The sequence below is a fragment of the Sulfitobacter sp. 1A13368 genome, assembly GCF_043557275.1.
In the GTDB taxonomy this organism is placed as follows: domain Bacteria; phylum Pseudomonadota; class Alphaproteobacteria; order Rhodobacterales; family Rhodobacteraceae; genus Sulfitobacter; species Sulfitobacter faviae.
This window is the reverse complement of the sequence record NZ_JBIFFR010000006.1, coordinates 247,427-271,402: the sequence shown is the minus strand read 5'-3', so window position 1 is coordinate 271,402 and position 23,976 is coordinate 247,427. Positions and strand designations below refer to the sequence as shown.

24 protein-coding genes are annotated in these 23,976 nt (G+C 64.6%); 12 read left to right on the top strand and 12 right to left on the bottom strand.

The features are described 5' to 3' along the window. Positions 1-6: 6 nt before the first annotated feature. The gene (locus tag ACGYK4_RS13960; protein ID WP_394457076.1) at positions 7-726 is read right to left on the bottom strand and encodes a response regulator; all 720 of its coding nucleotides are present in this window, start codon (positions 724-726) and stop codon (positions 7-9) included. Between the two features lie 126 nt (positions 727-852). Here ACGYK4_RS13960 and mce point away from each other — a divergent pair, with 126 nt between their 5' ends. Next, a complete protein-coding gene (mce, locus tag ACGYK4_RS13955; RefSeq protein ID WP_067261515.1) occupies positions 853-1,257 on the top strand; it encodes a methylmalonyl-CoA epimerase in 405 nt (134 codons plus the stop codon). Between the two features lie 2 nt (positions 1,258-1,259). Further along, positions 1,260-1,553, top strand: coding sequence for a DUF1467 family protein (locus ACGYK4_RS13950; protein WP_067261517.1), 294 nt, complete (start codon positions 1,260-1,262; stop codon positions 1,551-1,553). Here the strand turns inward: ACGYK4_RS13950 and ACGYK4_RS13945 are convergent. The 4 genes from ACGYK4_RS13945 to trpS form a co-directional block, all read right to left on the bottom strand. Beyond that, positions 1,486-2,220: an EI24 domain-containing protein gene (locus ACGYK4_RS13945; RefSeq protein ID WP_394457048.1), complete on the bottom strand. Its 735-nt coding sequence runs from the start codon at positions 2,218-2,220 to the stop codon at positions 1,486-1,488. The two genes, ACGYK4_RS13950 and ACGYK4_RS13945, sit on opposite strands and share 68 nt — an antisense overlap. Beyond that, the gene (locus tag ACGYK4_RS13940) at positions 2,211-2,783 is read right to left on the bottom strand and encodes a nitroreductase family protein (RefSeq protein ID WP_394457047.1); all 573 of its coding nucleotides are present in this window, start codon (positions 2,781-2,783) and stop codon (positions 2,211-2,213) included. Before ACGYK4_RS13940 ends, ACGYK4_RS13945 begins: the two co-directional genes overlap by 10 nt. Before the next feature lie 9 nt (positions 2,784-2,792). Continuing rightward, the gene (locus ACGYK4_RS13935) at positions 2,793-3,899 is read right to left on the bottom strand and encodes a class II histone deacetylase (protein WP_394457045.1); all 1,107 of its coding nucleotides are present in this window, start codon (positions 3,897-3,899) and stop codon (positions 2,793-2,795) included. Positions 3,900-4,108: 209 nt separating this feature from the next. Further along, positions 4,109-5,125 (bottom strand): tryptophan--tRNA ligase, encoded by a 1,017-nt coding sequence (gene trpS, locus ACGYK4_RS13930; protein ID WP_394457043.1) that lies wholly within the window; start codon positions 5,123-5,125, stop codon positions 4,109-4,111. Positions 5,126-5,200: 75 nt separating this feature from the next. On the opposite strand from trpS, the gene ACGYK4_RS13925 reads away from it, so the two are divergent. After that, positions 5,201-5,887: a rhomboid family intramembrane serine protease gene (locus ACGYK4_RS13925; RefSeq protein WP_394457041.1), complete on the top strand. Its 687-nt coding sequence runs from the start codon at positions 5,201-5,203 to the stop codon at positions 5,885-5,887. Here the strand turns inward: ACGYK4_RS13925 and murJ are convergent. From murJ to ACGYK4_RS13905, 4 genes are all read right to left on the bottom strand, one after another. Then, positions 5,884-7,425, bottom strand: a complete 1,542-nt coding sequence (murJ, locus tag ACGYK4_RS13920) for a murein biosynthesis integral membrane protein MurJ (protein ID WP_394457039.1) — start codon at positions 7,423-7,425, stop codon at positions 5,884-5,886. The genes ACGYK4_RS13925 and murJ overlap by 4 nt on opposite strands. 110 nt (positions 7,426-7,535) lie before the next feature. After that, positions 7,536-8,087 (bottom strand): CHAP domain-containing protein, encoded by a 552-nt coding sequence (locus ACGYK4_RS13915; protein ID WP_394457037.1) that lies wholly within the window; start codon positions 8,085-8,087, stop codon positions 7,536-7,538. A gap of 123 nt (positions 8,088-8,210) precedes the next feature. Continuing rightward, positions 8,211-10,991 carry a [protein-PII] uridylyltransferase gene (locus ACGYK4_RS13910; protein ID WP_394457036.1) on the bottom strand — a complete coding sequence of 927 codons (2,781 nt, stop codon included), beginning with the start codon at positions 10,989-10,991 and terminating at the stop codon, positions 8,211-8,213. 1 nt (position 10,992) lies between these two features. Further along, on the bottom strand, positions 10,993-12,174 hold the full coding sequence (locus tag ACGYK4_RS13905) for a penicillin-binding protein activator (RefSeq protein ID WP_394457034.1): 1,182 nt from the start codon (positions 12,172-12,174) through the stop codon (positions 10,993-10,995). A gap of 87 nt (positions 12,175-12,261) precedes the next feature. Between ACGYK4_RS13905 and rsmI the strand changes: the two genes are divergently transcribed. The 4 genes from rsmI to ACGYK4_RS13885 all read left to right on the top strand — a co-directional run bounded on the left by rsmI (position 12,262) and on the right by ACGYK4_RS13885 (position 15,495). Then, positions 12,262-13,119 carry a 16S rRNA (cytidine(1402)-2'-O)-methyltransferase gene (gene rsmI / locus ACGYK4_RS13900; protein WP_394432047.1) on the top strand — a complete coding sequence of 286 codons (858 nt, stop codon included), beginning with the start codon at positions 12,262-12,264 and terminating at the stop codon, positions 13,117-13,119. A gap of 76 nt (positions 13,120-13,195) precedes the next feature. Then, complete coding sequence (locus tag ACGYK4_RS13895; protein WP_276154079.1) at positions 13,196-13,540, top strand: YraN family protein; 345 nt, start codon at positions 13,196-13,198, stop codon at positions 13,538-13,540. Positions 13,541-13,645: 105 nt separating this feature from the next. Continuing rightward, a complete protein-coding gene (gene gshB, locus ACGYK4_RS13890; protein ID WP_209217012.1) occupies positions 13,646-14,581 on the top strand; it encodes a glutathione synthase in 936 nt (311 codons plus the stop codon). Further along, on the top strand, positions 14,578-15,495 hold the full coding sequence (locus tag ACGYK4_RS13885) for an alpha/beta hydrolase (protein WP_394432044.1): 918 nt from the start codon (positions 14,578-14,580) through the stop codon (positions 15,493-15,495). The genes gshB and ACGYK4_RS13885 overlap by 4 nt, the downstream gene beginning before the upstream one ends. On the opposite strand, the gene ACGYK4_RS13880 is transcribed toward ACGYK4_RS13885, so the two are convergent. From ACGYK4_RS13880 to cobU, 3 genes are all read right to left on the bottom strand, one after another. Then, the gene (locus tag ACGYK4_RS13880; protein ID WP_394432042.1) at positions 15,458-16,975 is read right to left on the bottom strand and encodes a YifB family Mg chelatase-like AAA ATPase; all 1,518 of its coding nucleotides are present in this window, start codon (positions 16,973-16,975) and stop codon (positions 15,458-15,460) included. The genes ACGYK4_RS13885 and ACGYK4_RS13880 overlap by 38 nt on opposite strands. Before the next feature lie 72 nt (positions 16,976-17,047). Continuing rightward, positions 17,048-17,629, bottom strand: coding sequence for a histidine phosphatase family protein (locus ACGYK4_RS13875; RefSeq protein WP_394432040.1), 582 nt, complete (start codon positions 17,627-17,629; stop codon positions 17,048-17,050). Further along, the gene (cobU, locus tag ACGYK4_RS13870; protein ID WP_394432038.1) at positions 17,626-18,147 is read right to left on the bottom strand and encodes a bifunctional adenosylcobinamide kinase/adenosylcobinamide-phosphate guanylyltransferase; all 522 of its coding nucleotides are present in this window, start codon (positions 18,145-18,147) and stop codon (positions 17,626-17,628) included. The genes ACGYK4_RS13875 and cobU overlap by 4 nt, the downstream gene beginning before the upstream one ends. A 98-nt stretch (positions 18,148-18,245) precedes the next feature. Between cobU and ACGYK4_RS13865 the strand changes: the two genes are divergently transcribed. The 5 genes from ACGYK4_RS13865 (at position 18,246) to ACGYK4_RS13845 (ending at position 23,959) form a co-directional block, all read left to right on the top strand. Next, on the top strand, positions 18,246-19,124 hold the full coding sequence (locus ACGYK4_RS13865; RefSeq protein WP_067265311.1) for an RNA polymerase factor sigma-32: 879 nt from the start codon (positions 18,246-18,248) through the stop codon (positions 19,122-19,124). An 81-nt stretch (positions 19,125-19,205) separates the two neighbouring features. Beyond that, complete coding sequence (gene coaBC / locus ACGYK4_RS13860; RefSeq protein WP_394457032.1) at positions 19,206-20,399, top strand: bifunctional phosphopantothenoylcysteine decarboxylase/phosphopantothenate--cysteine ligase CoaBC; 1,194 nt, start codon at positions 19,206-19,208, stop codon at positions 20,397-20,399. Positions 20,400-20,408: 9 nt separating this feature from the next. Beyond that, the gene (gene dut, locus ACGYK4_RS13855; RefSeq protein ID WP_394457030.1) at positions 20,409-20,861 is read left to right on the top strand and encodes a dUTP diphosphatase; all 453 of its coding nucleotides are present in this window, start codon (positions 20,409-20,411) and stop codon (positions 20,859-20,861) included. Beyond that, a complete protein-coding gene (locus ACGYK4_RS13850; protein ID WP_394457028.1) occupies positions 20,861-21,898 on the top strand; it encodes a HesA/MoeB/ThiF family protein in 1,038 nt (345 codons plus the stop codon). The genes dut and ACGYK4_RS13850 overlap by 1 nt, the downstream gene beginning before the upstream one ends. 48 nt (positions 21,899-21,946) lie before the next feature. After that, positions 21,947-23,959: a M3 family metallopeptidase gene (locus ACGYK4_RS13845; RefSeq protein WP_394457027.1), complete on the top strand. Its 2,013-nt coding sequence runs from the start codon at positions 21,947-21,949 to the stop codon at positions 23,957-23,959. Positions 23,960-23,976 lie beyond the last annotated feature (17 nt).

Sequence of the window (23,976 nt, the reverse complement as noted above, 5' to 3'; positions counted from 1 at the left end):
GTCAGGCTAGATCGCCAGCTTTTCAGCAAGGCGGTGCCGGATCATCCCGGTGATGGCTGCGGTCTCAGGCCCCGCGGGTTGGCCCAGGGCGCGTTTATGGGCCAAGGCGCGGGCGGCTTCTTCCAAACGTTGGTCATTGGCCGAACGGGCCACCCCGCACAGGAATTGCGCGACGTAATCCAGCGTGTGATTGTCGGGCGCGTCCCCCAGCACGTCAGCGATATGGGCGATGTCATCTTGGAAACCGATCCGGTCGGGGGTGACATCCTCATCCGGCAGGATGCGTGGCCCCCGGGGGCGGCGGTCGTCGGACAGCGCGGCGAGGATGGCTTGCTGAAAGGAGGACAGCGAGGTGATCGGCTTGGACAGGAAGCCATCCACCCCCGCCGCACGGGCGTCAGGCTCCATATGGCTGTCGCCAGAGATGGCGATGATCGCCTCGACCCGCGGTGTGCTTTGCATTAGTTCGGCAATCAGGTCCAACCCGCTGCCATCGGGCAGGCCAAGGTCGACCAGCGCCACGCTGGGGCGGTAAACCTGCAAATGCCGCCGGGCCGAGCGCAGGCAGTCCGCCCGTCTGATCCGCGCGCCCGAGCGCAGGCAGAGCAGGCGCATCGCCTCACAGGCGAAACGGCTGTCTTCCACCACCAGAACGGTAAGGCCCAGCAATGGCCGCTCCGCCGTGGGGGTGAGGGTCGGTCTTTCAAAGGGGTCGGTATCGTCCATCATCGCCTCCAACAACAACTGCAGCGCCATCGTTACGCCGCGTTGGCTAATGACGCGTTAACGTGACGCATTGTTGTTTACCGGGGCGGCGGGCATAAAGCTGGCAAATCACGAGGAGCATTCAGGATGATCGGACGTCTTAACCATGTGGCCATCGCCGTGCCGGATCTCGAAGCGGCGGCTGATCAGTATCGCCACGCGCTTGGTGCCAAGGTCGGCGCGCCGCAGGCCGAACCGGACCACGGGGTGACCGTGATCTTCATCGAACTGCCGAACACCAAGATCGAATTGCTGCACCCCTTGGGCGAAGACAGCCCGATCAACGGCTTTCTGGAAAAGAACCCCGCAGGCGGCATACATCACATCTGCTATGAGGTCGAGGACATCCTCGCCGCGCGGGACCATCTGAAATCCACCGGCGCGCGTGTCTTGGGCTCGGGCGAGCCGAAGATTGGCGCCCATGGCAAGCCGGTGTTGTTCCTGCACCCCAAGGATTTCAACGGCGCGCTCGTCGAGCTTGAGGAGGTCTGATCATGGGGATCGTTTCGGGGCTCGTCCTCTTTGCCGTCATCTGGTCGATGACCTTCCTGATCGCCCTGCCGATCCGGGTGCAAACCCAAGGTGACGCGGGCGAGGTGGTGCCGGGCACCCACGCAGGCGCGCCCGAGCAGCATCATCTGGGCCGCAAGGCGCTGTGGACCACGCTGGTTGCCGCGATCATCTGGGCGATCAGCGCGACGATCATCCTGTCGGGCTGGATCAGCGTGGCGGATATCGAAGGTTGGCTGCATCCGAATGCGGCACCAACGCATGGTACAGGTGGGTAAAGGTCGCCGCCCCTAGGATCGGGATCAGCAGGTTCAGCAGCGGCACCGAAAGCGGCACCGCCATCAGCACCCCGGCCATCCAGATCGTGCCCGCATGGCGGCGACGCAGGCGCTTGGTCTCGTCCCGCCCGTGGCGGCGCAGCGCGGCGAGGGTGAAATACTCCCGCCCCAGCAGAAACCCGTTCAGCCCCCAGAAGATGAACAGCGCCGCCGGGGCGAAGAGCAGGTAGAGCACCAGCGCCAGCAGGTTCGCCCCTACCAACACGCCCATGAAATTGACCGTGTCGCGGATGGCGTCGCCCATGCCGACTTGGTTCGCGGGGGGCAAGTGCGGGTAGTGCACCTCTTCCACCGCATCGGCCACCTCATCGAGAAACATCGAGGTGATCGCCGAGGCCACGGGCACCATCAGGAAGACCGAAAGCACCATGAGCAGGATCAGCGCGCTCCAGCTCAGCAGATCGTCGAGCCAGTTGACTTCGCCCAGCACGGGCAGCCAAGCGTCTTCGGGGGTGACCCAATCCACCAGATAGGCAAAGCCCGCCGTGGCCGCGATCAGCAGCGCCAGCGACAGGCCCACGCCCAAGAGCACCACCTTGCGAAAGCGCGCATCGCCCAATTGGCCAAGCGCGCGGGTGAATGACCTGAGGATCGCGCTTACAGCCATGTGGTGATCCTGTCGATGTCCGGGCGCGGACGCTCCGGCGGGGCGGTGGTTTCGGTGCCGATGTGAATGATGCCCGCAATGCGCTCATGCGGGGCGAGGGCCAAACCCTCTTCCATAAAGCCCCGGTCATGGGCGGGCCAACCGCTCAGCCAATTGGCGCCCCAGCCTGCGGCGAGGGCGGCATTCAGAAGCGCGAGGCAAACCGCCCCGGCGGAATAGGTCTGCTCCAGCGGCGGAATTTTGGGAGAGGGTTTTTGCACCTCGATCACCGCCACGGCAAGGTTGCCCTGATCGAACTGCCCGCGCCCTTTGGTGATGTCCTCGGCCCCAAGGCCAAGCGCCGCGCCGCGTGTCTCGACCACCTCGGCCAAACGCGCCATCGCGGCACGGTCGATGACCACGAAACGCCAAGGCTCCAACTTGCCATGATCCGGTGTGCGCGCGGCGGCGGTGAGAAGCGGGCGCAGGGCCTCGGCATCGGGCACCGGCAGGCCCAGTGTCTTGGCCGGGCGCGAGCGGCGGTTTTGCAAAAAGGCGAGGACGGAAGGATCAGCTACGGGCATCGGGGTCTCTTACAGGTCCAGTTGCTGCGCCATATCGTCAATCGACTGGCGGAGGAAGGCATCAAAGGCGGGCGAGGGTTGGCGCGCATTCAGCGACCGCGCCATCGGGTCCGGCGCGTCAATCGCGCTGCCGCTCAGCGCGGCGATGGTGGCATGGCCGCAGAAGGGGACATAGGCTTCGGAATAGCCGCCCTCATGCACCAGCACCAGCTTGCCATCGCAAAGCCGCTCGGCGGTGCTGCGAATGCGTTTGGTCATCTCGGCAAAGGTTTCGGCGGTGGCCTGCATCCGCGCCAGCGGGTCGATGATCGCCGCGTCATAGCCGCAGGCGACGATGATCATGTCAGGGGCGAAAGCCTCGATCGCTGGGATCACAACGCGGTCCATCGCGTGGAGGTAGGCGGTATGGCCCGAGCCTGCGTGCATCGGCAGGTTGATGTTATAGCCTTCGCCCGCCCCGCGTCCGCGCTCCGTCAGGCCGCCGGTGTCGATGGGGTAATTCCCCTCTTGGTGGAGCGAGATGGTCAGCACGTCATCGCGGTCATAATAAATCGCCTCGGTCCCATTGCCGTGGTGCACGTCCCAATCCAGCACAACGACGCGCTTTGCCAGCCCCTTGGCCTGCGCGGCCTCAATGGCGATGGCGATATTGGCGAGAAGGCAGAAACCGTTGGGCAGCTCCGGCAGGCAGTGGTGCCCCGGCGGGCGGCTGAGGGCATAGGCGTTCTGAAGCTCGCCCCGCGCCACGGCATCGACGGCGGCGATGGACAGCCCGGCAGAGAGCGCGGCCAGTTCATAGCCGCCACGGGCGAAGGGCACCGCATGGCCCAGCTCACCACCCCCCGCATCCGAGAGGCGTTTGAAGTCATCAAGATAGGTTTCGGGATGCACCCGCGCCAAGGCCTCCCGGTTGGCGGGGGCAGCGCTGCGGGTGTCGAGTTCGGCGAAGAGCCCGGTCACCTCCATCAGGTTCTTCATCCGGCGCTTGGTCTCGGGATTTTCCGGCAAGCCCCCGGCGGCGAGGGGCTGCACCAGCCCGCCCACCGGCATGGTAAAGACGTAGTTGCCCCCTGCGTGCCAAAAGCAGCGTTCGTCCCAGAAAAAACCTGTGGTCATCTTGTGCTCCCCTTCATCCTTGCGGGGAAGGTGGCGCAGGGCGGCGGGATTGTCCATGACGCGGCGGGGCCACGCGGGCGGTGGCGCGTGAGGTGGGTGCGGGATTTGGTATTTGAGAAAGGATGAAGGGGGGGGGGCGCTTTGGGTGGAAAGCGTAGGGCTTGGGGTGGCCCTAGCGCCTTTGGGGGGGGCGCTAGGGGTTTTGGTGGTTAGCCGACCATGCCGACGATCTCATAGGTGCGTTTGAGGATCGGGGCGGTGATCTCGCGCGCTTGTTCCGCACCGCGGGCGAGGATGCGGTCGATCTCGGCCGGATCGGCCATCAGGCGCTGCATTTCGGCGGTGATCGGGCCCATTCTGGAGACGGCCAGTTCCGCCAGCGCAGGTTTGAAGGTGCCGAATTGCTGGCCGCCGACCTCCGCCAACACCTGATCGACGGTGCGGTCGCTGAGGGCGGCGTAGATGTTCACGAGGTTGCGCGCCTCGGGGCGGTCCTTCAGCCCCTCGGCCTCGGACGGGAGGGCGTCGGGGTCGGTCTTGGCCTTGCGGAACTTCTTGGCGATCGTGTCGGCATCGTCGGTCAGGTTGATGCGGCTCGCGGGCGAGGGGTCGGACTTCGACATCTTCTTGGACCCGTCGCGCAGGGACATGACGCGGGTGGCCGCGCCTTCGATCACCGGTTCGGTGAGCGGGAAGAAGTCAACGCCGTAGTCGTGGTTGAACTTCGCGGCGATGTCGCGGGTCAGCTCAAGGTGCTGTTTCTGGTCCTCACCCACCGGCACATGGGTGGCGTGGTAGATCAGGATGTCGGCGGCCATCAGCGCGGGGTAGGCGAAAAGCCCCAGCGAGGCGGCTTCGGCGTTTTTGCCGGCCTTGTCCTTCCACTGGGTCATGCGGCCCATCCAGCCCATGCGCGCGACGCAGTTGAAGACCCAAGCCAGCTGCGCGTGCTCAGGCACTTGGCTTTGGTTGATTAGGATGGATTTTTCAGGGTCGATGCCCGAGGCGATGAAACCGGCGCAGAGCTCGCGGGTGCTTTTCTTCAGGTCCGCCGGGTCTTGCCAGACCGTGATCGCATGCAGGTCGACCATGCAGTAGATCGATTGCACGCCCTTTTCCTGCGCATCGGCGAACCGTTTCAGCGCGCCGAGGTAGTTGCCCAGATGCAGGTCGCCCGAGGGCTGAATGCCGGAAAACACGCGCGGGGTGAATTGGGTCTCTGACATCTGGAGGCACCTCTGGGCTGGAAAGTCTTGCGCGGCAGGCTTACTTCTGGCCGCGAACCCCGTCAAGGAGCGCCCATGCAAGACCCAGACCTCCAGCCCCCCGTGAACCCGCTGCCGCCCGCGGTTGTCATTCTGTTTCTGGCCATTGTCGGGGTCGAGGTGGTGCTCTCTTTGGCCGAGGCCGGGCTGGTGGGTGGCCCCGCTGCCGTGGGCTGGCGACTGGCGCTGGTGCGCGACTTTGGCTTTTCGGGGCTGATTTTTGATGCGATGATTGGCGCAGGCCAGTACCCGATCGAACATATCTGGCGGGTGGTGACTTACCCTTTCATACATCTGGGCTTTACTCATGCGATCTTTGCCGTGGTGCTGCTTTTGGCCCTGGGCAAGATGGTGGCCGAGGCGATGGGGCAATTGGCGTTTGTGGTGATCTTCGTGCTGTCGGGGATCGGTGGGGCGCTTGTCTATGGGGCGCTATTGAACGATCCGGTCTGGCTCGCCGGGGCCTATCCCAATGTTTACGGGTTGATCGGCGGCTATAGTTTCGTGATGTGGCGGCGGTTGCTGGGCTCGGGCGGACCGCAGTATCAGGCCTTTACGCTGATCGCGCTGCTGATGGGGCTCCAGCTGTTTTGGGGTATGTTTTTCGAGACTGGCTTTCTCTGGGTGGCGGAACTGGCGGGGTTCATCTGTGGTTTCGGGCTGAGCTTTCTGGTCGCGCCCGGGGAATGGGCGCGACTGCGGGCGCGGTTGCAGCAGCGTTAACCGCGCCGCATGGCGGATTTGAACTCGGACAGCCGGAATGCGCCGATTAGCTGGCCGACGCCGAAGTAGCTGAGTGCCGCGATGACAAGCAGCAGCACCAGCGCCAGCCCGCGCCACCACGGCAGGCCAAGCATCGGTTGCAGCGCGGCATTGCCCAGCCAGAGCGCGCCGCCCATGGCGGCGGAGGCGATGAGGATGCGCCAGATGCGTTTGTGGAACCGTGCGTCGAATTTGACGGCGTCGCCAAAGCGCCGTGCGCCGATGGCGAGGCAGGCAAACATCGCCCAGCCCGCCAGCGTCGTGGCGACCGCCGGGGCGATCCAGCCGATGAAGGGGGCAAGGCCGATGGCGAGCGCTGCGTTCACCACCATGGCGATCACAGCGAAATGGAAGGGGCGGCGGGTGTCTTCGCGCGCGAAATAGACCGGTTGCAAGATTTTTTGCAGCACGAAGGAGGGCAGGCCGAGGCCGTAAACCATTACCGCCGTGGCAATCGCAGCGGTGTCATCGACGCCCGAGGCGCCGCGCTCGAACAGCACGGTGACCAGTGCGAAGGGGATCACGATCAGCGCGACCGAGGAGGGGATCGTCAGGGCCAGCGAAATCTCGGCGGCGCGGCTGAGCGCGGTTTGCGCGCCTGCGTCGTCTCCGGCCCGCAGGCGGCGCGACAGGTCGGGCAGCAGCACGATGCCCACGGCGATGCCCACCACGCCTAAGGGCAGTTGATAGAGGCGGTCGGCGGCGAAGAGCCATGAGACGGCCTTGTCATATTGGCTGGCCACCAATTGCCCGACCACGAGGTTAATCTGCATCACGCCCGAGGCCAGCGCGGCGGGCAGGGCGATGACGATCATCGCGCGCATGTCGGGGGACCAGCGTGGGCGGGAGGGGCGCAGCGGGAAGCCCGCTTGGGCCGCGGCGCGCCATGTCAGCGCCAGCTGTGCCACACCGGCGACGGGGATCGACCAGATCAGCCAAAGCGCCACTTCGCCCCCGGTGAGCGCGGCGAAGGTCATGGCGGCGATGACGAAGATGTTTAGCAGCACCGGCGCTGCGGCGGCCACGGCAAAGCGCCCAGTGGCGTTGAGGATGCCCGAAAACAGCGCAGACAGTGACATGCAGAGGATATAGGGAAAGGCGATGCGGCCAAAGGCGACCGTCATGTCGAAGCGCGGGTCTCCGACGAAACCTTCGGCTGTCAGCCAGACCAAGCCGGGCATGAAGATCATGCCCAAAGCGGTCAGCGCCAGCACCACCAGCGCCAAGCCGTTGAAGGCATCGCGGGCGAATGTCCCGGCGCCTTCCTCGCCCTCCAGCTTTTTGGCGAACATCGGCACGAAGGCCGCGTTGAACGCGCCCTCGGCAAAGAAACGGCGGAACATATTGGGCAGGCGAAAGGCGGCGACGAAAGCGTCCATGACAGGGCCGGGCCCGATGAGCGACAGCAGCAGCACTTCGCGCAGGAAGCCAAGCACACGGCTCAGCAGGGTCCAGACCCCGACAGTGAAAAAGCCGGACATAAGACGGATAGGTTTCATCGGAGGAGCCTTAAATTGCGCTGCGGTGATCCCTAGCGCGGGCGCTCATCCGGTGCAATCGCGGTGAGCGGTGCTGAATGGCCCCGCCCGCCGCTTTGGCAAGCCGGCGCTTATCCCCCCGTGGGATAGATGAACCCGTTGATCGGATAGGTGCTGCCAAAGGCGCCCGGCTGGCTTTCCAAGCGCACGGCGGACCAGTCGTTGTCGTCAGAGACGTCGATCACCGCCATTTTGAGCGAAACCTCGTTGCGCTTCCAATTGGCGTGATCCACCCGGATTTCGCGGGGTGAGACGATATCGGAAACCACAGCGATATGCCCCATCGGCATGGAGCGGGTGGCGCTGAAGGCCATCACGGCACCGACGACGGGATCATCGCCGCGCGGGTAAAGCCCTTTGGCCTTGCCCCACCATGTCTCCGCATTGCCGCGAATCTGGATGCCGCTGACATTGCGGGCGAAGGGCACGCACCAAACGCGCTGGCCCTTGGCGCGCATGTCTTTGGCGGTCTGTACGGCCATGAAATGCCGCTGGGGATCGATGCCGCCGAAATCATAGGTCTGCGGGATGTCAGGCGCTTTGGCGCAGGCTGCCGTGAGAAGAAGTGTGGCGCAGAGGGCCGTCAGGCCCCGGTTCGGCAGTGCGGCGCGTGTCACGCTCATATGTCCCTCATTCATGGAATCCCGCCTCAGCGGCGAGTTGCAGGGATTTTGAGGATCTGATGCGCAAAGCAAAGCGGTCAAAGAGCGGGTGGCGAAAACCCGCCGATGAAGCGGAGGCGGGGGCTAGCCCTCCGCCCGCTCCACCCCTGCGGCAATCGCTTCGCGCAGGCGTTTCTCCAAGGTGCGCTGCTTGGCCTCGGTATAGTATTTCAGGCCGAACATATCCTTGACGTAGAAAGTATCGACCACCTGTTCGCCATAGGTCGCAATCACCGCATTGGCGATATAGACGTTGGAGGCCGCCAAGGTGCGCGTCAGATCATAGAGCAGACCAGGCCGGTCGCGGGTGTCGACCTCGATTATCGTGTAGATTTCAGAGCCTTCGTTGTCGAAGGTGATATGCGTGGGCACCTTGAAGGCGCGTTCGCGCTTCTTGACCTTATCGCGGGATTTCAGCGCGTCGCGGGCGACGATCTCGCCGCGCAGGGTCTTGAGGATCATCTCGCGCAGCCGCGGCAGGCGCCTGGCTTCATAGGGTTGATCCTCGCTGTCCTGAATCCAAAAAGCGTCAGTTACGAAACCATCCTTCGTGGTGTAGCTGCGCGCATCCACCACATTGGCGCCGACCAGCGCCAGCGCGCCTGCAAGCCGGGCAAAGATGCCGGGGTGATCGGCCATGACGAAACAGGCCCGCGTCGCGCCGCGGTCTTCGTCGGGGTGCAGATCAATGCGAATATCATCATTGCCGATGTCGCGCAGCAGTTCCGCAAAGGCGACATGGGCGGTGACATGCAGACCCTGCCAATAAGGCGGATAGTGGCGGGCCGTCTCGCGTTGCAGGTGTTTGCGCGGCCAATCGGAGAGCGCGGCGCGCAGGGCTTTCTTGGCCTCCGCGCCACGGTTCTCGCGGTTGAGGTCTTCAAGCCCGGTTTCCAGCGCCCGTTCGGTCTGGCGATAGAGGGCGCGGATCAGCACCGCTTTCCAATTGTTCCACGTGTTCGGCCCGACGCCGCGAATGTCGCAGACCGTCAGCACGCAAAGTAGGTCGAGCCGTTTGACCGTCTGCACCGCCTTGGCAAAGTCGCGCACCGTGCGCGGATCGGCGATGTCGCGTTTCTGGGCCATGTCGGACATCAGCAGATGATAGCGCACCAGCCATTCCACTGTGTCGACCTCATCGCGTTTCAGCCCCAACCGGGGGCCAATGCGCCGCGCCAGTTTCGCGCCGATGATGGAATGGTCCTCGGGCCGCCCCTTGCCGATGTCATGCAGCAGCAGGGCCACATAGAGCACCTTGCGGTTCACCCCGCGTTTCAGGATCGAGGAGGCGACGGGCAGTTCTTCTTCCAACTCGCCCTTTTCGATCCGGGCGAGGTTGGCGATACATTGGATGGTGTGTTCGTCCACCGTGTAGGAGTGATACATGTTGAACTGCATCATCGCGACGATCGGCTCGAACTCAGGGATGAAGGCGCCCAAGACGCCCAATTCGTTCATCCGCCGCAGGGAGCGTTCGGGATTGCCGTGTTTCAGCAGCAGATCAAGGAAGATGCGGCGCGCCTCTGGCGTGCGGCGCATGTCGTCGTCGATCAGCGCGAGGTTGGCCTTGATTAGGCGCATCGCATCGGGGTGGATCAACATCCCCGTGCGCAGCGCTTCTTCGAAGATGCGCAACAGGTTCAGCTTGTCTTGTAGAAACTCTTCATCGTCCTTCACCGCGATGCGGTTGTGGATCACCTGAAACCCCTCGCGGATTTTCGGGCGGCGGCGGAAGATGCGTTCCAGCAGCGGTTCGGCCTTCATATGGGACGCTTCGAGCCCGCTGACGAAGATGCGCGTCAGATCCCCCACCGCGGTGGCATGGCGGAAATAGGCCTGCATGAAAATCTCGACGCCGCGCCGGCCGCCGATGTCCTGATAGCCCATGGCCTGAGCGACCTGCACCTGCATGTCGAAGGTCAGCTGTTCCGTCGCGCGCCCGGCAATCAGGTGGAGGTGCCCTCGCACGGCCCAGAGAAAAGCCTCGGCCTCGCGGAAGGTGTCGTATTCATCGGCGCGGAAAACGCCGAGATCGACCAGATCCGCGACCCGGTCCACGTCATGGATGAACTTGGCGATCCAGAACAGCGAATGCAGATCGCGCAGCCCGCCTTTGCCTTCCTTGACGTTTGGCTCGACCATATAGCGCTCACCCTGTTTCAGGTGGCGATTGTCGCGCTCTTCAAGTTTCGCTTCGATGAAATCCTTTCCCGCGCCTGAGAAAAGTTCGTTCTTGAGCCTTTCGGAAAGCTCTTGCGCAAGGGTCACATCGCCGTCGATGAAGCGGTTCTCCAGCAGGGCGGTCTGAATGGTGAAATCATCCGCCCCCAGCCGCAGGCAGTCTTCGATGGTGCGGGTGGCATGGCCGACCTTCAGCTTTAAATCCCACAAGATATAGAGCATCGATTCGATCACGCTCTCCGACCAGGCGGTCGCTTTGTAGGGGATGAGGAACAGCAGATCGACATCGGAAAAGGGCGCCATCTCTCCCCGGCCATAGCCGCCGACGCCAATCATGGCGAGCCGTTCACCCTCGGTCGGGTTCGGGTTGGGGTGCAGCACCTGCGTGGCGATCTGCAAGACGCAGCGCAGCAGTTGGTCGGTGAGATAGGTGTAGGAAGAGGTCATCGCCCGCGCATCGAAGGGCGATTCAGCAAAGCCTGCCGCGATGGCCTTGCGGCCCGCTTGCTGGGCTTCTTGGATCAGGGGGACGATCTCGGCCCTGAGGGCCGCGCCCTCCAGCGTGCTGTCGCGCTGGGCGAGGGCTTGCCAGATGGCCGTGTCGTCAAAGATTTGTTCGGGCGCGCAAATCAGGCGCGGGTGTCGACGCGCGCCTGATGTTGTTGTCGGTTTCGCGAGGTCCAATTCAGAAACCAGCCCCGCCAAAGCCGCGCGGTGCCGGGTCGAGCACGACGACGCGGTTGTCGCGGATCGTGGCCACGGCCAAGGCGCGTTCGTTGGTGCCATCGCGGCGCAGGCGGAAGATGCCGCTGGCGCCTTGGAAACCCGCCCCTCGGGTCAGCGCGGCCCCGGAAAGCGCGTTGGATTTGCCGCCTTTCACCAAGGAGCCGATTGCCGCGATCCCGTCAAAGGCCAGCCCGGCCAGAGGGTGCGGATCACTGCCATAGGCCGCGGTGTAACGGTTGGAGAAGGCACCGCTCGCCGCCGTGTCCGGCAGAGCGAACCAGCCGCCCTGAACGCCGGGCAGCTCCAGCGTTTGGGCGGGGATGTCCCAACGGGTCAGGCCGACATATTGTGTGGTCGCCGATTGGATGCCAGCCTCGGGCAACAGCTGTGCGAAAAGCGGCAGGGCGCTGGCCGAGGAGGTGGTGAGGAAGAGCGCATTGGCGCCGCTGCCTTCGATGGTCACTTTGACGCGCGGCACGGCGGCCACGACCGACTCTTGGCTCAGCGCGTAATCGACGGTGCCTGCCAGCGTCGCGCCATTGGCGCTGATCGCTTGAACGATCGCGTCACGGCCCAGTTGTCCGGCAAGGTCCTGACCATGCAGCACGACCATTTTGTCTTTGCCGTTGCGCTTTGCAAAGCTCACCAACCGGTTGGCGGTATTGGCAAAAGTCGGCCCAAGCACGAAAACATTGCCGCCCGCGATGGTCGGGTTGTTCGAGAAGGAGATCACGTTAACCCCGGAGGAGGCCACGGCCACCCCAGCCGCATTGGCCGCTTCGCCGTAAACCGGGCCGAGGATGATCTTGGCCCCTTCATTCACCGCCTGCGCAGCGACGGATGCGGCTGTGCTGGCATTGCCTGCGGTGCCATAAACGCGCAGGTCGATCTGGACGCCATCCAGATCGCGCATCGCAAGACGCGCGGCGTTTTCGAGGTTCTTGGCCAGCAACTCATCACTGGCCGTGCCGCCCCGCGGAACCAAGAGCGCCACGGGGACGGGGGCCGCAGGGTCGATGCGCGGGCCGCCGGAATTGGCGCCGCCCGTGGCGACAGGCTGACAGGCCGCCAGCAGGACCGCGAAGAGCGGCAGCAAGAGCAGGTGCATCTTCTTGCGGATGGCGCGGAAACAGGCAATCATTTGTATTCACTCCCCGGTGGTGGCAAGACGACGATGGTCGCCGGAACATGGCCGCGATCATAGTGACTGCGAAAGGCGGGTCCAGCGTTGAAATTTGACAAGACAGAGCTAGCCCCGGGACTTTATTTCGTGGGCGTCCCCATCGGCACCGCACGCGATATCACGCTGCGCGCGCTCGACACGCTGGCCTCGGCGGATTTGCTGGCGGCAGAGGACACGCGCAGCCTGCGGCGGCTGATGGAAATTCATGGGGTGCCGCTTGATGGGCGCAAGGTGCTGGCGCTGCACGATCACAGCGGCACATCGGTGCAAGAGCGGCTGATCGCGGCCATCCGCGAGGGCAAATCTGTCGCCTATGCGTCGGAGGCGGGCATGCCGCTGATCGCCGATCCGGGGTTTGAATTAAGCCGCGCCGCAGCCGAAGCGGGCGTGATGCAGACCTGCGCGCCGGGACCATCGGCCGTGCTGACCGCGCTGGCCTTGGGCGCCCTGCCGACGGATGCATTTTTCTTTGCGGGCTTCCTGCCCAATAGTAAATCGGCACGCATCGCGGCGCTGGAAAAGCTGCGCGACGTGCCGGGGACACTAGTTTTCTACGAATCGCCCAAACGGCTCGGCGCCATGCTGCGCGATGCGGCAACCGCACTGGGCGCGGGGCGTAAAGCGGCAATGTGCCGGGAGTTGACCAAGAAATTCGAAGAGATTCAGCGGGGTACCCTAGAAAACCTCGCCGAGCTTTATCAAGCGAAGGCTCCGAAAGGCGAAGTGGTCGTGCTGATCGATCGCAGCCGTTCAGACTCTGTTAATCACCTTGACCTAGAAACAGATTTGCAACGGGCGCTTACAGAAATGTCGATGCGTGACGCTGTCGATTTGGTGGCGCAGGCCCATGGCCTGCCACGGCGGCAGGTCTATCAAGCGGCATTGGCGCTCGGCAAAGGTTAGAACGCGGATCGGAGCAATGAAAATGGCGCAGGGTGATACGGGGATACGAACTGCGACCAAGCGCCAACGGGGGCGCATGGCCTATCATGCCGGGATCGCCGCCGAGAACCGCATCGCGCAAGACTATGAAAGGCGCGGTTTTGCCATCGCCCGCCGCCGTTGGCGGGGCCGCGCTGGTGAAATTGATTTGATCCTGCGCGATGGGGCTGCCTTGATCTTTGTCGAGGTGAAACAAAGCCGTAGTTTCGCACGGGCCGCCGAAAGCCTTTCTGCCCGACAGATGCAGCGCATCTACCGCTCCGCCGAGGAATTTCTTGCTGGCGAACCTGCAGGAAGCCTGACCGAGGTGCGCTTTGACGTGGCGCTTGTCGATGGGCAGGGGGCCACCGAAATCATCGAAAACGCCTTTGGCCACGGCTGACCCATTGCGCATAGGCCCCTGCTGCGCCATCTAAGAAGCGATCCCAGAAGCCTGCACCGTCGGTCCGGGTCGGATCACGACAAAGGTAAGCAGCGGGGGACGCCGATGAAAATCGCCTTTCAAATGGACCCGATCGGGGACGTGAACATCAATGCCGACAGCAGCTTTCGGCTGGCCGAAGAGGCGCAGGCGCGGGGGCATGAGCTGTTCTTCTACACGCCCGACCATCTGGCGTACCAAGAGGGGCGGATCACCGCGCGGGGCTATGACTTTACCGTGCAGCGCGTGCAGGGCGATCATGCCCGGTTCGGAGAAGAGCGCGAGGTCGATTTGGCGGATTTCGACGTGGTCTGGCTGCGCCAAGACCCGCCTTTCGACATGCATTACATCACCTCGACCCACCTGCTGGACCGGCTGAAAGAAACCACCTTGGTGGTCAACGACCCTTTTTGGGTCCGCAATTACCCCGAAAAACTTCTGGTTCTCGACTTCCCCGATCTGACGCCGCCCACCACGATTGCGCGTGATCTTTCGACCATCAAGGCCTTCAAGGCGAAGCATGGCGATGTAATTCTGAAACCGCTTTACGGCAATGGCGGGGCCGGTGTGTTCCGGCTGGACGCCAATGACCGCAACCTCACCTCCCTGCATGAATTGTTCACCGGTTTCTCGCGTGAGCCGCTCATCGTTCAGAAATTCCTGCCTGCCGTGTCCAAGGGTGACAAGCGCGTCATTCTTGTGGACGGGGAGCCCGTGGGCGCGATCAACCGCGTCCCGGCGGAGGGCGAGACGCGATCGAACATGCATGTCGGCGGGCGGCCTGAGAAGGTCGGGCTGACCGAGCGCGATCTGGAGATCTGTGCCGCCATCGGGCCATTGCTTAAAGAAAAGGGCCAGATCTTTGTCGGGATCGATGTGATCGGTGACTATCTGACCGAGATCAACGTGACCTCTCCCACCGGCATTCAAGAGCTGGAACGGTTCGATGGCGAGAATATCGCCGGAAAAATCTGGGAGGCGATTGAGGCCAAGCGCGGGTGAGCCTGCGCCAGCATCTTCTGAACCGCTACCTGCGTCTGACAGAGAAACCTTTGCTGGCGCATGCAAACCCGCAGTTCCTGCGGGCCACGATGGAGATGCAGGCGCGGCTCTTTTTCAAAGGGCCGCGCGAGGTGCATGCGGAATGGCGTGATCTGCCGGGGGCGGGATCGGCGCTTTGGCTTACGCCGCCGCAGGCCTCGCAAGGGCGTGTGATCCTCTACGTTCATGGCGGCGGGTTCGTGTTTGGCAGCCCGGAGACGCACCGGGCGATGGTCGCGCGCCTATCTCTGCTGACTGGCGCGCGGGCGGTGCTGCCGCGCTATGCGCGCGTGCCCGAGGCGGCCTTTCCCAAACCTGCGCAAGACATCCGCGCGGCGTGGGATGCGCTGTGTCAAATGGGCATCGCCGCGGGGGATATCGTGATTGGCGGCGACAGCGCGGGCGGCGCGCTGGTTTTCGATCTTTTGGCGCAGCTTTGCCGCGAGGGGGTGGCGCTGCCTGCTGGCGCCTTTGGGCTTTCCCCCTTGTTGGACCTGACGTTTTCAGGCCCGAGTTTCACTCAGAATGCCGAAAGCGACGTGTTGTTGCCCGCCGCCCGCGCGACGGAAATGGCGCGGCTCTATCTTCAGGGGCAGGATGCGGAGAGCCCCCGGGCGAGTCCCATTCTCGCTGATTTCAAAGGCGCACCGCCCGTCTGGCTCACCGTAAGTGACAGCGAAATCCTGCGTGATGACAGCCGCCGATTGGCGGCCCGTCTGCGCGAAGCGGGCGTGTCGGCCACCTTGCAGGAGGTCCATGACCTACCGCATGTCTGGCCGCTGTTTCAGAACCACCTGCCCGAGGCGCGGCAGAGCCTCGCGGCCCTCGCCGATTGGATCAATGCCCTGCCGTCGGATCGGGCAGGCGAAAACTGATCGCCTCGGCCATATGGGGGCGGCGGACCTCGGGTTCCCCCGCAAGGTCGGCGATGGTGCGCGCGACACGCATGACCCGGTGATACCCGCGCGCCGACAAGGAAAACCGTTCTGCTGCGCGCAGAAGCAGCGTGCGCGCTTCGGCATCCGGGCTGACGACGGTTTCGAGCAGGTCACCCGCCGCATCAGCATTGGCCGAAATCCCGTCATGCGGCGCGTAGCGCGTGGATTGAAGCGCCCGCGCGGCGGCGACCCTTGCCGCGACCTTGGCCGAGGTCTCGCCGTTGGCGGGCAGGTTGAGGTCGCTGTAGCTGACGGGCGGCACGTCGACGCGCAGATCGAACCGGTCCATCAGCGGGCCGGAGATACGCCCGAGATAGTCTTCCCCGCAAGCCGGGACACGGGCGCAGGCGCGGGCCGGGTCGGGCAGGTAGCCGCATTTGCAGGGGTTTGCCGCCGCGACGAGCATAAAGCGGCAGGGGTATTTCACATGGGCATTGGCGCGCGCGATCATGACCTCGCCGGTCTCGATCGGTTGGCGCAGGGTTTCGAGGACGGTGCGGTTGAACTCGGGGAACTCATCCATGAACAGCACGCCGTTATGGGCCAGAGATGCCTCCCCCGGACGCGCCTGCCGACCGCCGCCGATGATCGCAGCCATGGAGGCCGTGTGATGCGGCTCGCGGAAAGGGCGGCTGCGGGAAATGCCACCCTCGTCGAGCAGCCCGGCGAGGGAGTGGATCATCGAGGTCTCAAGCGCTTCACCTGCCGTCAGCGGCGGCAGGATGCCGGGCAGCCGCGCGGCCAGCATGGATTTGCCCGACCCCGGCGTGCCGACCAGCATCAGGTGATGCCGCCCGGCCGCGGCGATCTCCAACGCGCGTTTGGCGCGTTCTTGGCCTTTGACCTCGCGCAGGTCGCGACCCGCCAATGCGAGGGGCACCTCGCCCGGCTCGGCGGGGGCGATCGGCACCTGCCCGGTGTAGTGGCGCACCACGTCGCCCAGATTGGCGGCGGCGATGACCTGTGTCTTGCCCACCCACGCGGCCTCCGCCCCCGACCCTGCGGGGCAGAGCAAGCTGCGGTCCTCGGCGGCGGCGGCCATGGCGGCGGGCAGGGCGCCGACCACGGGCATCAGTGTCCCGTCGAGCGAAAGCTCCCCCAAGGCCACTACATTCTGGGTGATGTCATCCGGCAGGATATCGAGGGCCGAGAGCAGCGCCAGCGCGATGGGCAGGTCGAAATGGCTGCCTTCCTTGGGCAGGTCGGCGGGGGAGAGATTGACGGTGATGCGTTTGGACGGCAGCGCGATGGCCAAGGCGCTGAGCGCCGTGCGCACCCGGTCGCGGGCTTCCGACACGGCCTTGTCCGCCAGTCCGACGATTGAAAAGCCTGGCAGCCCGGCGGTGACCGCGCATTGCACCTCGACGATGCGCGCGTCGACCCCTTGAAATGCGACCGTATAGGCCCGCGATACCATTACCCCTGCTCCGTCTTGCTATGGTTAATCGGTAGGCAAAACGGGTTTAGGAATGGTTAACGGCACTGTGGGTCAGGGCGTATGATTGATCCCTTCAACCCGCCATTGGCCGTTGTCGTGGGACAGATGCGTCACCGAGAGGTTGTCGATCTTATGGGCCATCGCCTCTAGCGGGCCGCCGCCTTGGGCTTGCTGCACCTGCGTGAGGATCACGCCGAAATGGGCCACGGCGATCACATGGGCATTGGGGTGGGCCGCGTTGATCCGTGCCACAACTCGGTCGACGCGCGCCTTGGTCTGGTTCCAGCTTTCGCCCTCGGGGGCCATGACATCGCCGGGGGTCTCCCAATAGGCGCGGCTGAGGTCCGGGTCACGCGCGGCGACTTCGGAGAAATGCAGCCCGTCCCAAGCGCCGAAATGCAACTCGCGCAGCTCTTGCTCATGGGGCAGGCGGCGGCGGGAGGGCTGGGCGAGCGCATCGGCCGTATGCACAGCGCGGATCAGGTCCGAGGAGACGAGCAGCGCCTCATCCGGCAGATGCAGATTCAACCGCGCAAGACGGGGCGCATCGGAAAGGTCCGCCGGGACATCGCGCCAGCCGACGAAGTTCTTCTCATGGGTCGGGCCGTGGCGCACCCAGTGCCAAATGGTCATGGCATCTCCCCTTTCAGCAGTTGCGGCAGGCCGACGACGACCTGCACCACCGTATCCGCCTCGGCGGCCAAGGCGATGTTGAGCCGCCCCTGCGCCTCGCGGAACTGGCGGGCCATGGCGTTCTCGGGCACGATGCCTTGGCCGACCTCGTTCGAGACCACGATCCAATGCGCGGCGCAGCCCCGCAGGGCCTGCAAAAGCTGCGCCTGCGCGGCCTCCAGATCGCTGCCTTCCATCAGGTGATTGCTCAGCCACATGGTTGCGCAGTCGATCAGCACGATTTCGCCGGCGGGCAGTTTCGCCAGCGGTTCGGTCAGATCTAGCGGGCATTCGACGGTGCGCCACCCCGCATCGCGCCTTGCTTGATGCTTGTTCACGCGTTCTTGAACTTCGTCATCCCAGATGCGACCGGTGGCGAGGTAAGTCTTTGTCATGCCACTGGAATTTACGAGGGCCTCTGCCCATTCCGACTTGCCCGAGGCCGCCCCGCCTAGGGCAAAGGTAGTTCTAGGCAACATCTTCTCACCAAATATTTGAACCAAATGGCATGTCTCTGCGTATCTCCACCAAAGGCCCATCACAAGGTGCGCCGCGCATTTCTCAAGGGGGATACCAAATGTCATTGCAAACCGCTCGCGAATTTTCACTCACCCGCACCGCAATGAAGGCCGAATTGCTCGATGCCGAAACGGAGTTGGAATTGGCCTATGCGTGGCGCGATCACCGGGATGAGGCCGCGTTGCACCGTTTGATCACCGCCTACATGCGTCTGGCGATCTCGATGGCGGGCAAGTTCAAGCGCTACGGCGCGCCGATGAACGACCTGATCCAAGAGGCGGGTCTGGGCCTGATGAAGGCCGCCGACAAATTTGACCCCGACCGCGGCGTGCGTTTCTCGACCTATGCGGTCTGGTGGATCAAGGCGAGCATTCAGGACCATGTGATGCGCAATTGGTCGATGGTGCGGACGGGGTCGACCTCCTCTCAGAAATCGCTGTTTTTCAACATGCGTCGCGTGCAGGCCCGGTTGGAACGTGAGGCCACGGCCATGGGCGAGACGCTGGACAAGCACCAGCTGCGCCAGATGATCTCCACCGAGATCGGCGTGCCGCTGCATGATGTCGAGATGATGGAAGGCCGTCTGTCGGGCTCGGACTATTCGCTGAACGCCACGCAGAGCGCTGAGGATGAGGGCCGCGAGTGGATCGAAGCGCTGGCTGATGAGAGCGCCCAGGCGGCGGAGCGTGTCGAGGAAGAGCATGACACGGCGCAGTTGCGGAACTGGTTGCTGGCGGCAATGCAGGGCCTGTCCGAGCGTGAGCAATTCATCGTGCGCGAACGCAAGCTGCGGGATCCTGCGCGTACTTTGGAAAGCCTTGGCGATGAACTCAGCCTCAGCAAAGAGCGGGTCCGCCAGCTTGAAGCCGCGGCCTTTGGCAAGATGCGCAAGTCGCTTGAGATGCAATCGCGTGAGGTCTTTGCCTTTCTGGCCTGACGCCGCATTGCGATGCCCGCCGGGGCTGGCAGATTTCGCCGCCCCGGATTAAGGTCTCCCTAATGCAAACGGGGGGCCTTTATGCTGTCGGGCAAACATATTCTGCTGATCATCGGCGGCGGCATTGCCGCCTATAAATCCCTCGATCTGATCCGGCGTCTGCGCGAGCGTGGGGCCAAGGTGACGCCGGTGCTGACCCGCGCGGGCGAAGAGTTCGTCACCCCGCTTTCCGTATCTGCCTTGACCGGGGTGAAGGTCTTTCGCGATCTCTTCGACCTCGGTGATGAGGCCGAGATGGGGCATATCCAGCTGAGCCGCGCGGCGGACCTCTTGGTGGTCGCCCCCGCCACGGCAGACCTGATGGCCAAGATGGCGCAGGGGGCGGCGAATGATCTGGCATCGACCTTGCTTTTGGCCACCGATACGCCGGTGCTGCTGGCACCTGCGATGAACGTGCGGATGTGGCAGCACCCCGCGACGCAGCGCAACATCGCTACTCTGCGCGGCGATGGCATCGCCATGGTCGGGCCGAATGACGGTGATATGGCCTGCGGTGAATACGGGCCGGGACGGATGGCCGAACCGCTTGAGATTGTCGCGGCTGTTGAGGCGCGGCTGGGGCAGGGGCCGCTCGCGGGCAAGCGCATCCTCGTCACCTCCGGCCCGACGCATGAGCCGATCGACCCGGTGCGCTATATCGCCAACCGCTCTTCCGGGGCGCAGGGTACAGCCATCGCGCGGGCGCTTATGGGCTTGGGGGCCGAGGTCGTATTTGTCACCGGCCCCGCCGAGGTCGCCCCGCCCGAGGGCGTCGAGGTCGTGCCCGTGCAAACGGCGCAAGAGATGATGCAGGCGGTAGAGGCCGCACTGCCCGCCGATGCCGCCGTCTTTGCCGCCGCGGTGGCCGATTGGCATGTGCAGGGGGCAGGGGACCGTAAGCTGAAGAAATCGAAAGACGGGCTGCCCAGCCTGACTTTCGCGGAAAACCCCGACATCCTGAAAACCGTCAGCCAGCGCGGCGTAGGCCGCCCGCCGCTCGTCGTAGGCTTTGCCGCCGAGACGAACGACGTGCTAGCCCATGCCACCGCGAAACGGGAGCGCAAGGGCTGTGACTGGATCGTCGCCAATGACGTCTCGCCTGCCACCGGCATCATGGGCGGGCGCGAGAATGCCGTGACACTGATCACCGAGACCGGGGCGGAGGATTGGCCGCGCATGGGCAAAGATGCCGTGGCCGCCCGTCTGGCCGAACGTATCGCCGCAGCACTTGCCTGAGGGGCCGCTATGACCACGATCAAACTCTGCTGGGCCGATGGCGCGGACCGCAGCCTGCCATTGCCCGCCTATGAAAGCGCCGGGGCGGCGGGGGCGGACCTGCGGGCCAATCTGCCCGGCGGCGCCGTCGATCTGGCCCCCGGCGCGCGGGCGCTGATCTCCACCGGGTTGCACATGGCGATCCCGCAGGGGTTCGAGGTGCAGATCCGCCCGCGCTCGGGTCTCGCGCTGAAGCATGGGATCACCCTGATCAACAGCCCCGGCACCATCGACAGCGATTATCGCGGCGTGGTGGGGGTGATCATGGGTAACATGGGGGCGGAGGCTTTCACCGTCGAACATGGCATGCGCATCGCGCAGATGGTTGTGGCTCCGGTGGTGCAGGCGGGCTTCGATCTGGACGAGCGCCTTGATGAGACCCCGCGCGGCGCGGGCGGGTTTGGCTCGACGGGGGCGCAGTGATGCTGGCTGTTTTGATCATCGCGGCGGCGCTTTGGTTCGGCGGCGGCTTCCTCGGGTTACCGCGCGGGCTGCGCGCGGGGCTGATCGGGCTGATGTATCTGGCGCTGGTCGCCCTGCATCTGCTGTTTCCGGCCACCCATCCGCTGCGGCTCGCCACCGGCGGCAGCGCCGCGCCTTGGCTGCTCTTGGGCGGTTTCGTCGTGCTGGTGCTGCTCTACCGGCAGGGGCTGGCGACCCTGCGCGCGCGCGCCACGCCGGACGCCCCGACTGAAGCCCCCACCGCGGGCCGTTTTTCGGAGAGTGAGTTGAACCGCTACGCCCGGCACATCGTGTTGCGTGAGGTCGGCGGCCCCGGGCAGAAGGCACTGAAGAACGCGAAGGTGCTGGTGATCGGTGCGGGCGGTCTCGGCGCGCCGGTGCTCCAATATCTCGCCGCGGCGGGCGTCGGCACCATCGGGGTGATCGACGACGACGCGGTCGAAAACGCGAACCTGCAACGGCAGGTGATCCACAAGGACAAAGCCATCGGCGCGCCCAAGGTCTTCTCGGCCGAGGCCGAGATGCTGGCGCAGAACCCTCATGTCACGGTCCGCCCCTACCATCGCCGTCTGACCGATGAGATCGCCGAGGATCTGATGGCGGACTATGACCTCGTGCTCGACGGGACCGACAATTTCGACACCCGCTACCGGGTGAACGCGGCCTGCGTTGCGACGGGCACGCCGCTGATCTCGGGCGCGCTCAGCCAGTGGGAGGGGCAGCTCAGCGTCTTTGATCCCGCCCGCGGCGCGCCTTGTTATCGCTGTATCTTCCCCGAAGCGCCGGCGGCGGGGCTTGCGCCCTCCTGCGCCGAGGCCGGGGTGATCGGCCCGCTGCCCGGAGTGATCGGCACGATGATGGCGCTGGAGGCCGTGAAGCTCATCACCGGGGCGGGCAGCGTGCTGCGCGGCGAGATGATGATCTACGACGGGCTTTATGGCGAGACCCGCAAGATCGGGCTGAAACGGCGGAAGGGCTGCGAAACCTGCGGCGGGTGATTGCATGTCCCCCCGGCGCGCCCCATCTTGGGCGCAAAGGAGACCTGCATGACTAACCCGCTTCTGACCGAATGGGAGACTCCCTTCGGCATCGCCCCCTTTGACCGCATTTCCGACGATGATTTCGCCCCGGCACTCGAAGAGGCGCTCACCGCCCACCGGGCCGAGATCGACGCCATTGCCGGCAATTCCGAGGCCCCCACGTTCGCTAATACCATCGAGGCGTTGGAAGCCTCTGGCGAGGCGCTGGACAAGGTTCTGAGCGTCTTCTTCACCGTTGCGGGCGCAGACAGCAACCCGGCGCGCGAGGCGTTGCAGCGCGACTTCTCGCCCAAGCTCGCCGCGCATCAATCGGCGATCTCGGGCAACACGAAGCTCTTCGCCCGCATCAATGCCGTTTGGGAGGCGCGCGACAGGCTTGACCTGACCGAGGAACAGGCCCGCGTGCTGATGCTGACGCACCGCGGCTTCGTCCGCTCAGGCGCTGCGCTGACGGGGTCGGAGGCCGAGCGCATGAAGGAGATAAAAGCGCGGCTGGCGGTGCTGGGCACGCAGTTCACCCAGAACCTGCTTTCGGACGAGCGCGACTGGTTCATGGCGCTGTCCGAGGACGATCTGACCGGCCTGCCGGATTTCGTCGTGGAATCCGCCCGCGCGGCGGGGGAGGAGAAGGGCGCCGACGGCCCGGTGATCACATTGTCGCGTTCGCTCATCGTGCCCTTCCTGCAATTCTCCGACCGCCGCGACCTGCGCGAGAAGGCGTTCCGTGCATGGGAAGCGCGGGGCGCGAACGGCGGAGAGACAGACAACCGCGAGATCGCGGCCGAGACGCTCGCCCTGCGCAAGGAGCGTGCCGAACTCCTCGGTTACGACAATTTCGCCGCCTACAAGCTCGAAACCGAGATGGCCAAGACGCCCGCCGCCGTGCGCGACTTGCTGATGTCGGTCTGGAAACCGGCCAAGGCCCAGGCCGACGCCGATGCCGAGGTGCTGACCGCGCTGATGCGCGAGGATGGCGTGAACGGTGCGCTGGAACCTTGGGACTGGCGCTACTACGCCGAGAAGCGGCGCGCGGCGGAGCATGACCTCGATGAGGCGGCGCTGAAACCCTATATCCAGCTCGACCGGATGATCGACGCGGCTTTCGACTGCGCCAACCGGTTGTTCGGGCTGGAATTCGCGCCGCTCGACGTGCCGCTCTACCACCCCGATTGCCGGGCGTGGGAAGTGACGCGGAACGGCCAGCATGTGGCGGTCTTCATCGGTGACTATTTCGCCCGCGGCTCGAAGCGGTCGGGCGCGTGGTGCTCGGCCATGCGGGCGCAAGCCAAATTCCCGCGCGAACAGGCGCCCGTGGTGATCAACGTCTGCAATTTCGCCAAGGGCGATCCGGCGCTACTGTCCTACGACGACGCCCGCACGTTGTTTCACGAGTTCGGCCATGCGCTGCACCAGATGCTCTCGGACGTGACCTATGAAAGCGTCAGCGGCACCTCGGTGGCGCGCGACTTCGTGGAGTTGCCGAGCCAGCTTTTTGAGCACTGGTTGGACCAGCCAGAGGTGCTGCAGAAATTCGCCACCCATGCCCGCACGGGCGAGGCGATGCCGCGCGAGATGCTCGACAAGGTGATGGCCGCCGCGACCTTCGACATGGGCTTTCAAACGGTGGAATATATCGCCTCCGCCCTTGTCGATCTGGAGTTCCACGACGGCGCGCCGCCCACCGATCCGATGGCGAAACAGGCCGAGGTGCTCCGCAGCATCGGCATGCCGCAGGCGATCCGCATGCGCCACGCCACCCCGCAGTTCGCGCATGTGTTTTCGGGCGATGGCTATTCCAGCGCCTATTACAGCTACATGTGGTCCGAGGTGATGGACGCCGACGCCTTCGCCGCCTTCGAGGAAGCGGGCGGGGCTTTCGACGCCGAACGCGCCAAGGCGTTGGAGGAACACATCCTCTCGACCGGCGGTAGCCGTGATCCGGCGGAGCTTTACACCGCCTTCCGGGGGCGTCTGCCGGGGGTTGAGGCGCTGCTCAAGGGGCGCGGGCTGGCCGCCTGAGATTGGCCGCGTCCGGG

Coding starts and splice junctions, on each gene's coding strand:
- ACGYK4_RS13960 (WP_394457076.1), bottom strand. CDS start 726: ATGGACGATACCGACCCCTTTGAAAGACCGACCCTCACCCCCACGGCG.
- mce (WP_067261515.1), top strand. CDS start 853: ATGATCGGACGTCTTAACCATGTGGCCATCGCCGTGCCGGATCTCGAA.
- ACGYK4_RS13950 (WP_067261517.1), top strand. CDS start 1,260: ATGGGGATCGTTTCGGGGCTCGTCCTCTTTGCCGTCATCTGGTCGATG.
- ACGYK4_RS13945 (WP_394457048.1), bottom strand. CDS start 2,220: ATGGCTGTAAGCGCGATCCTCAGGTCATTCACCCGCGCGCTTGGCCAA.
- ACGYK4_RS13940 (WP_394457047.1), bottom strand. CDS start 2,783: ATGCCCGTAGCTGATCCTTCCGTCCTCGCCTTTTTGCAAAACCGCCGC.
- ACGYK4_RS13935 (WP_394457045.1), bottom strand. CDS start 3,899: ATGACCACAGGTTTTTTCTGGGACGAACGCTGCTTTTGGCACGCAGGG.
- trpS (WP_394457043.1), bottom strand. CDS start 5,125: ATGTCAGAGACCCAATTCACCCCGCGCGTGTTTTCCGGCATTCAGCCC.
- ACGYK4_RS13925 (WP_394457041.1), top strand. CDS start 5,201: ATGCAAGACCCAGACCTCCAGCCCCCCGTGAACCCGCTGCCGCCCGCG.
- murJ (WP_394457039.1), bottom strand. CDS start 7,425: ATGAAACCTATCCGTCTTATGTCCGGCTTTTTCACTGTCGGGGTCTGG.
- ACGYK4_RS13915 (WP_394457037.1), bottom strand. CDS start 8,087: ATGAGCGTGACACGCGCCGCACTGCCGAACCGGGGCCTGACGGCCCTC.
- ACGYK4_RS13905 (WP_394457034.1), bottom strand. CDS start 12,174: ATGATTGCCTGTTTCCGCGCCATCCGCAAGAAGATGCACCTGCTCTTG.
- ACGYK4_RS13895 (WP_276154079.1), top strand. CDS start 13,196: ATGGCCTATCATGCCGGGATCGCCGCCGAGAACCGCATCGCGCAAGAC.
- gshB (WP_209217012.1), top strand. CDS start 13,646: ATGAAAATCGCCTTTCAAATGGACCCGATCGGGGACGTGAACATCAAT.
- ACGYK4_RS13880 (WP_394432042.1), bottom strand. CDS start 16,975: ATGGTATCGCGGGCCTATACGGTCGCATTTCAAGGGGTCGACGCGCGC.
- ACGYK4_RS13875 (WP_394432040.1), bottom strand. CDS start 17,629: ATGACCATTTGGCACTGGGTGCGCCACGGCCCGACCCATGAGAAGAAC.
- cobU (WP_394432038.1), bottom strand. CDS start 18,147: ATGTTGCCTAGAACTACCTTTGCCCTAGGCGGGGCGGCCTCGGGCAAG.
- ACGYK4_RS13865 (WP_067265311.1), top strand. CDS start 18,246: ATGTCATTGCAAACCGCTCGCGAATTTTCACTCACCCGCACCGCAATG.
- coaBC (WP_394457032.1), top strand. CDS start 19,206: ATGCTGTCGGGCAAACATATTCTGCTGATCATCGGCGGCGGCATTGCC.
- dut (WP_394457030.1), top strand. CDS start 20,409: ATGACCACGATCAAACTCTGCTGGGCCGATGGCGCGGACCGCAGCCTG.
- ACGYK4_RS13850 (WP_394457028.1), top strand. CDS start 20,861: ATGCTGGCTGTTTTGATCATCGCGGCGGCGCTTTGGTTCGGCGGCGGC.
- ACGYK4_RS13845 (WP_394457027.1), top strand. CDS start 21,947: ATGACTAACCCGCTTCTGACCGAATGGGAGACTCCCTTCGGCATCGCC.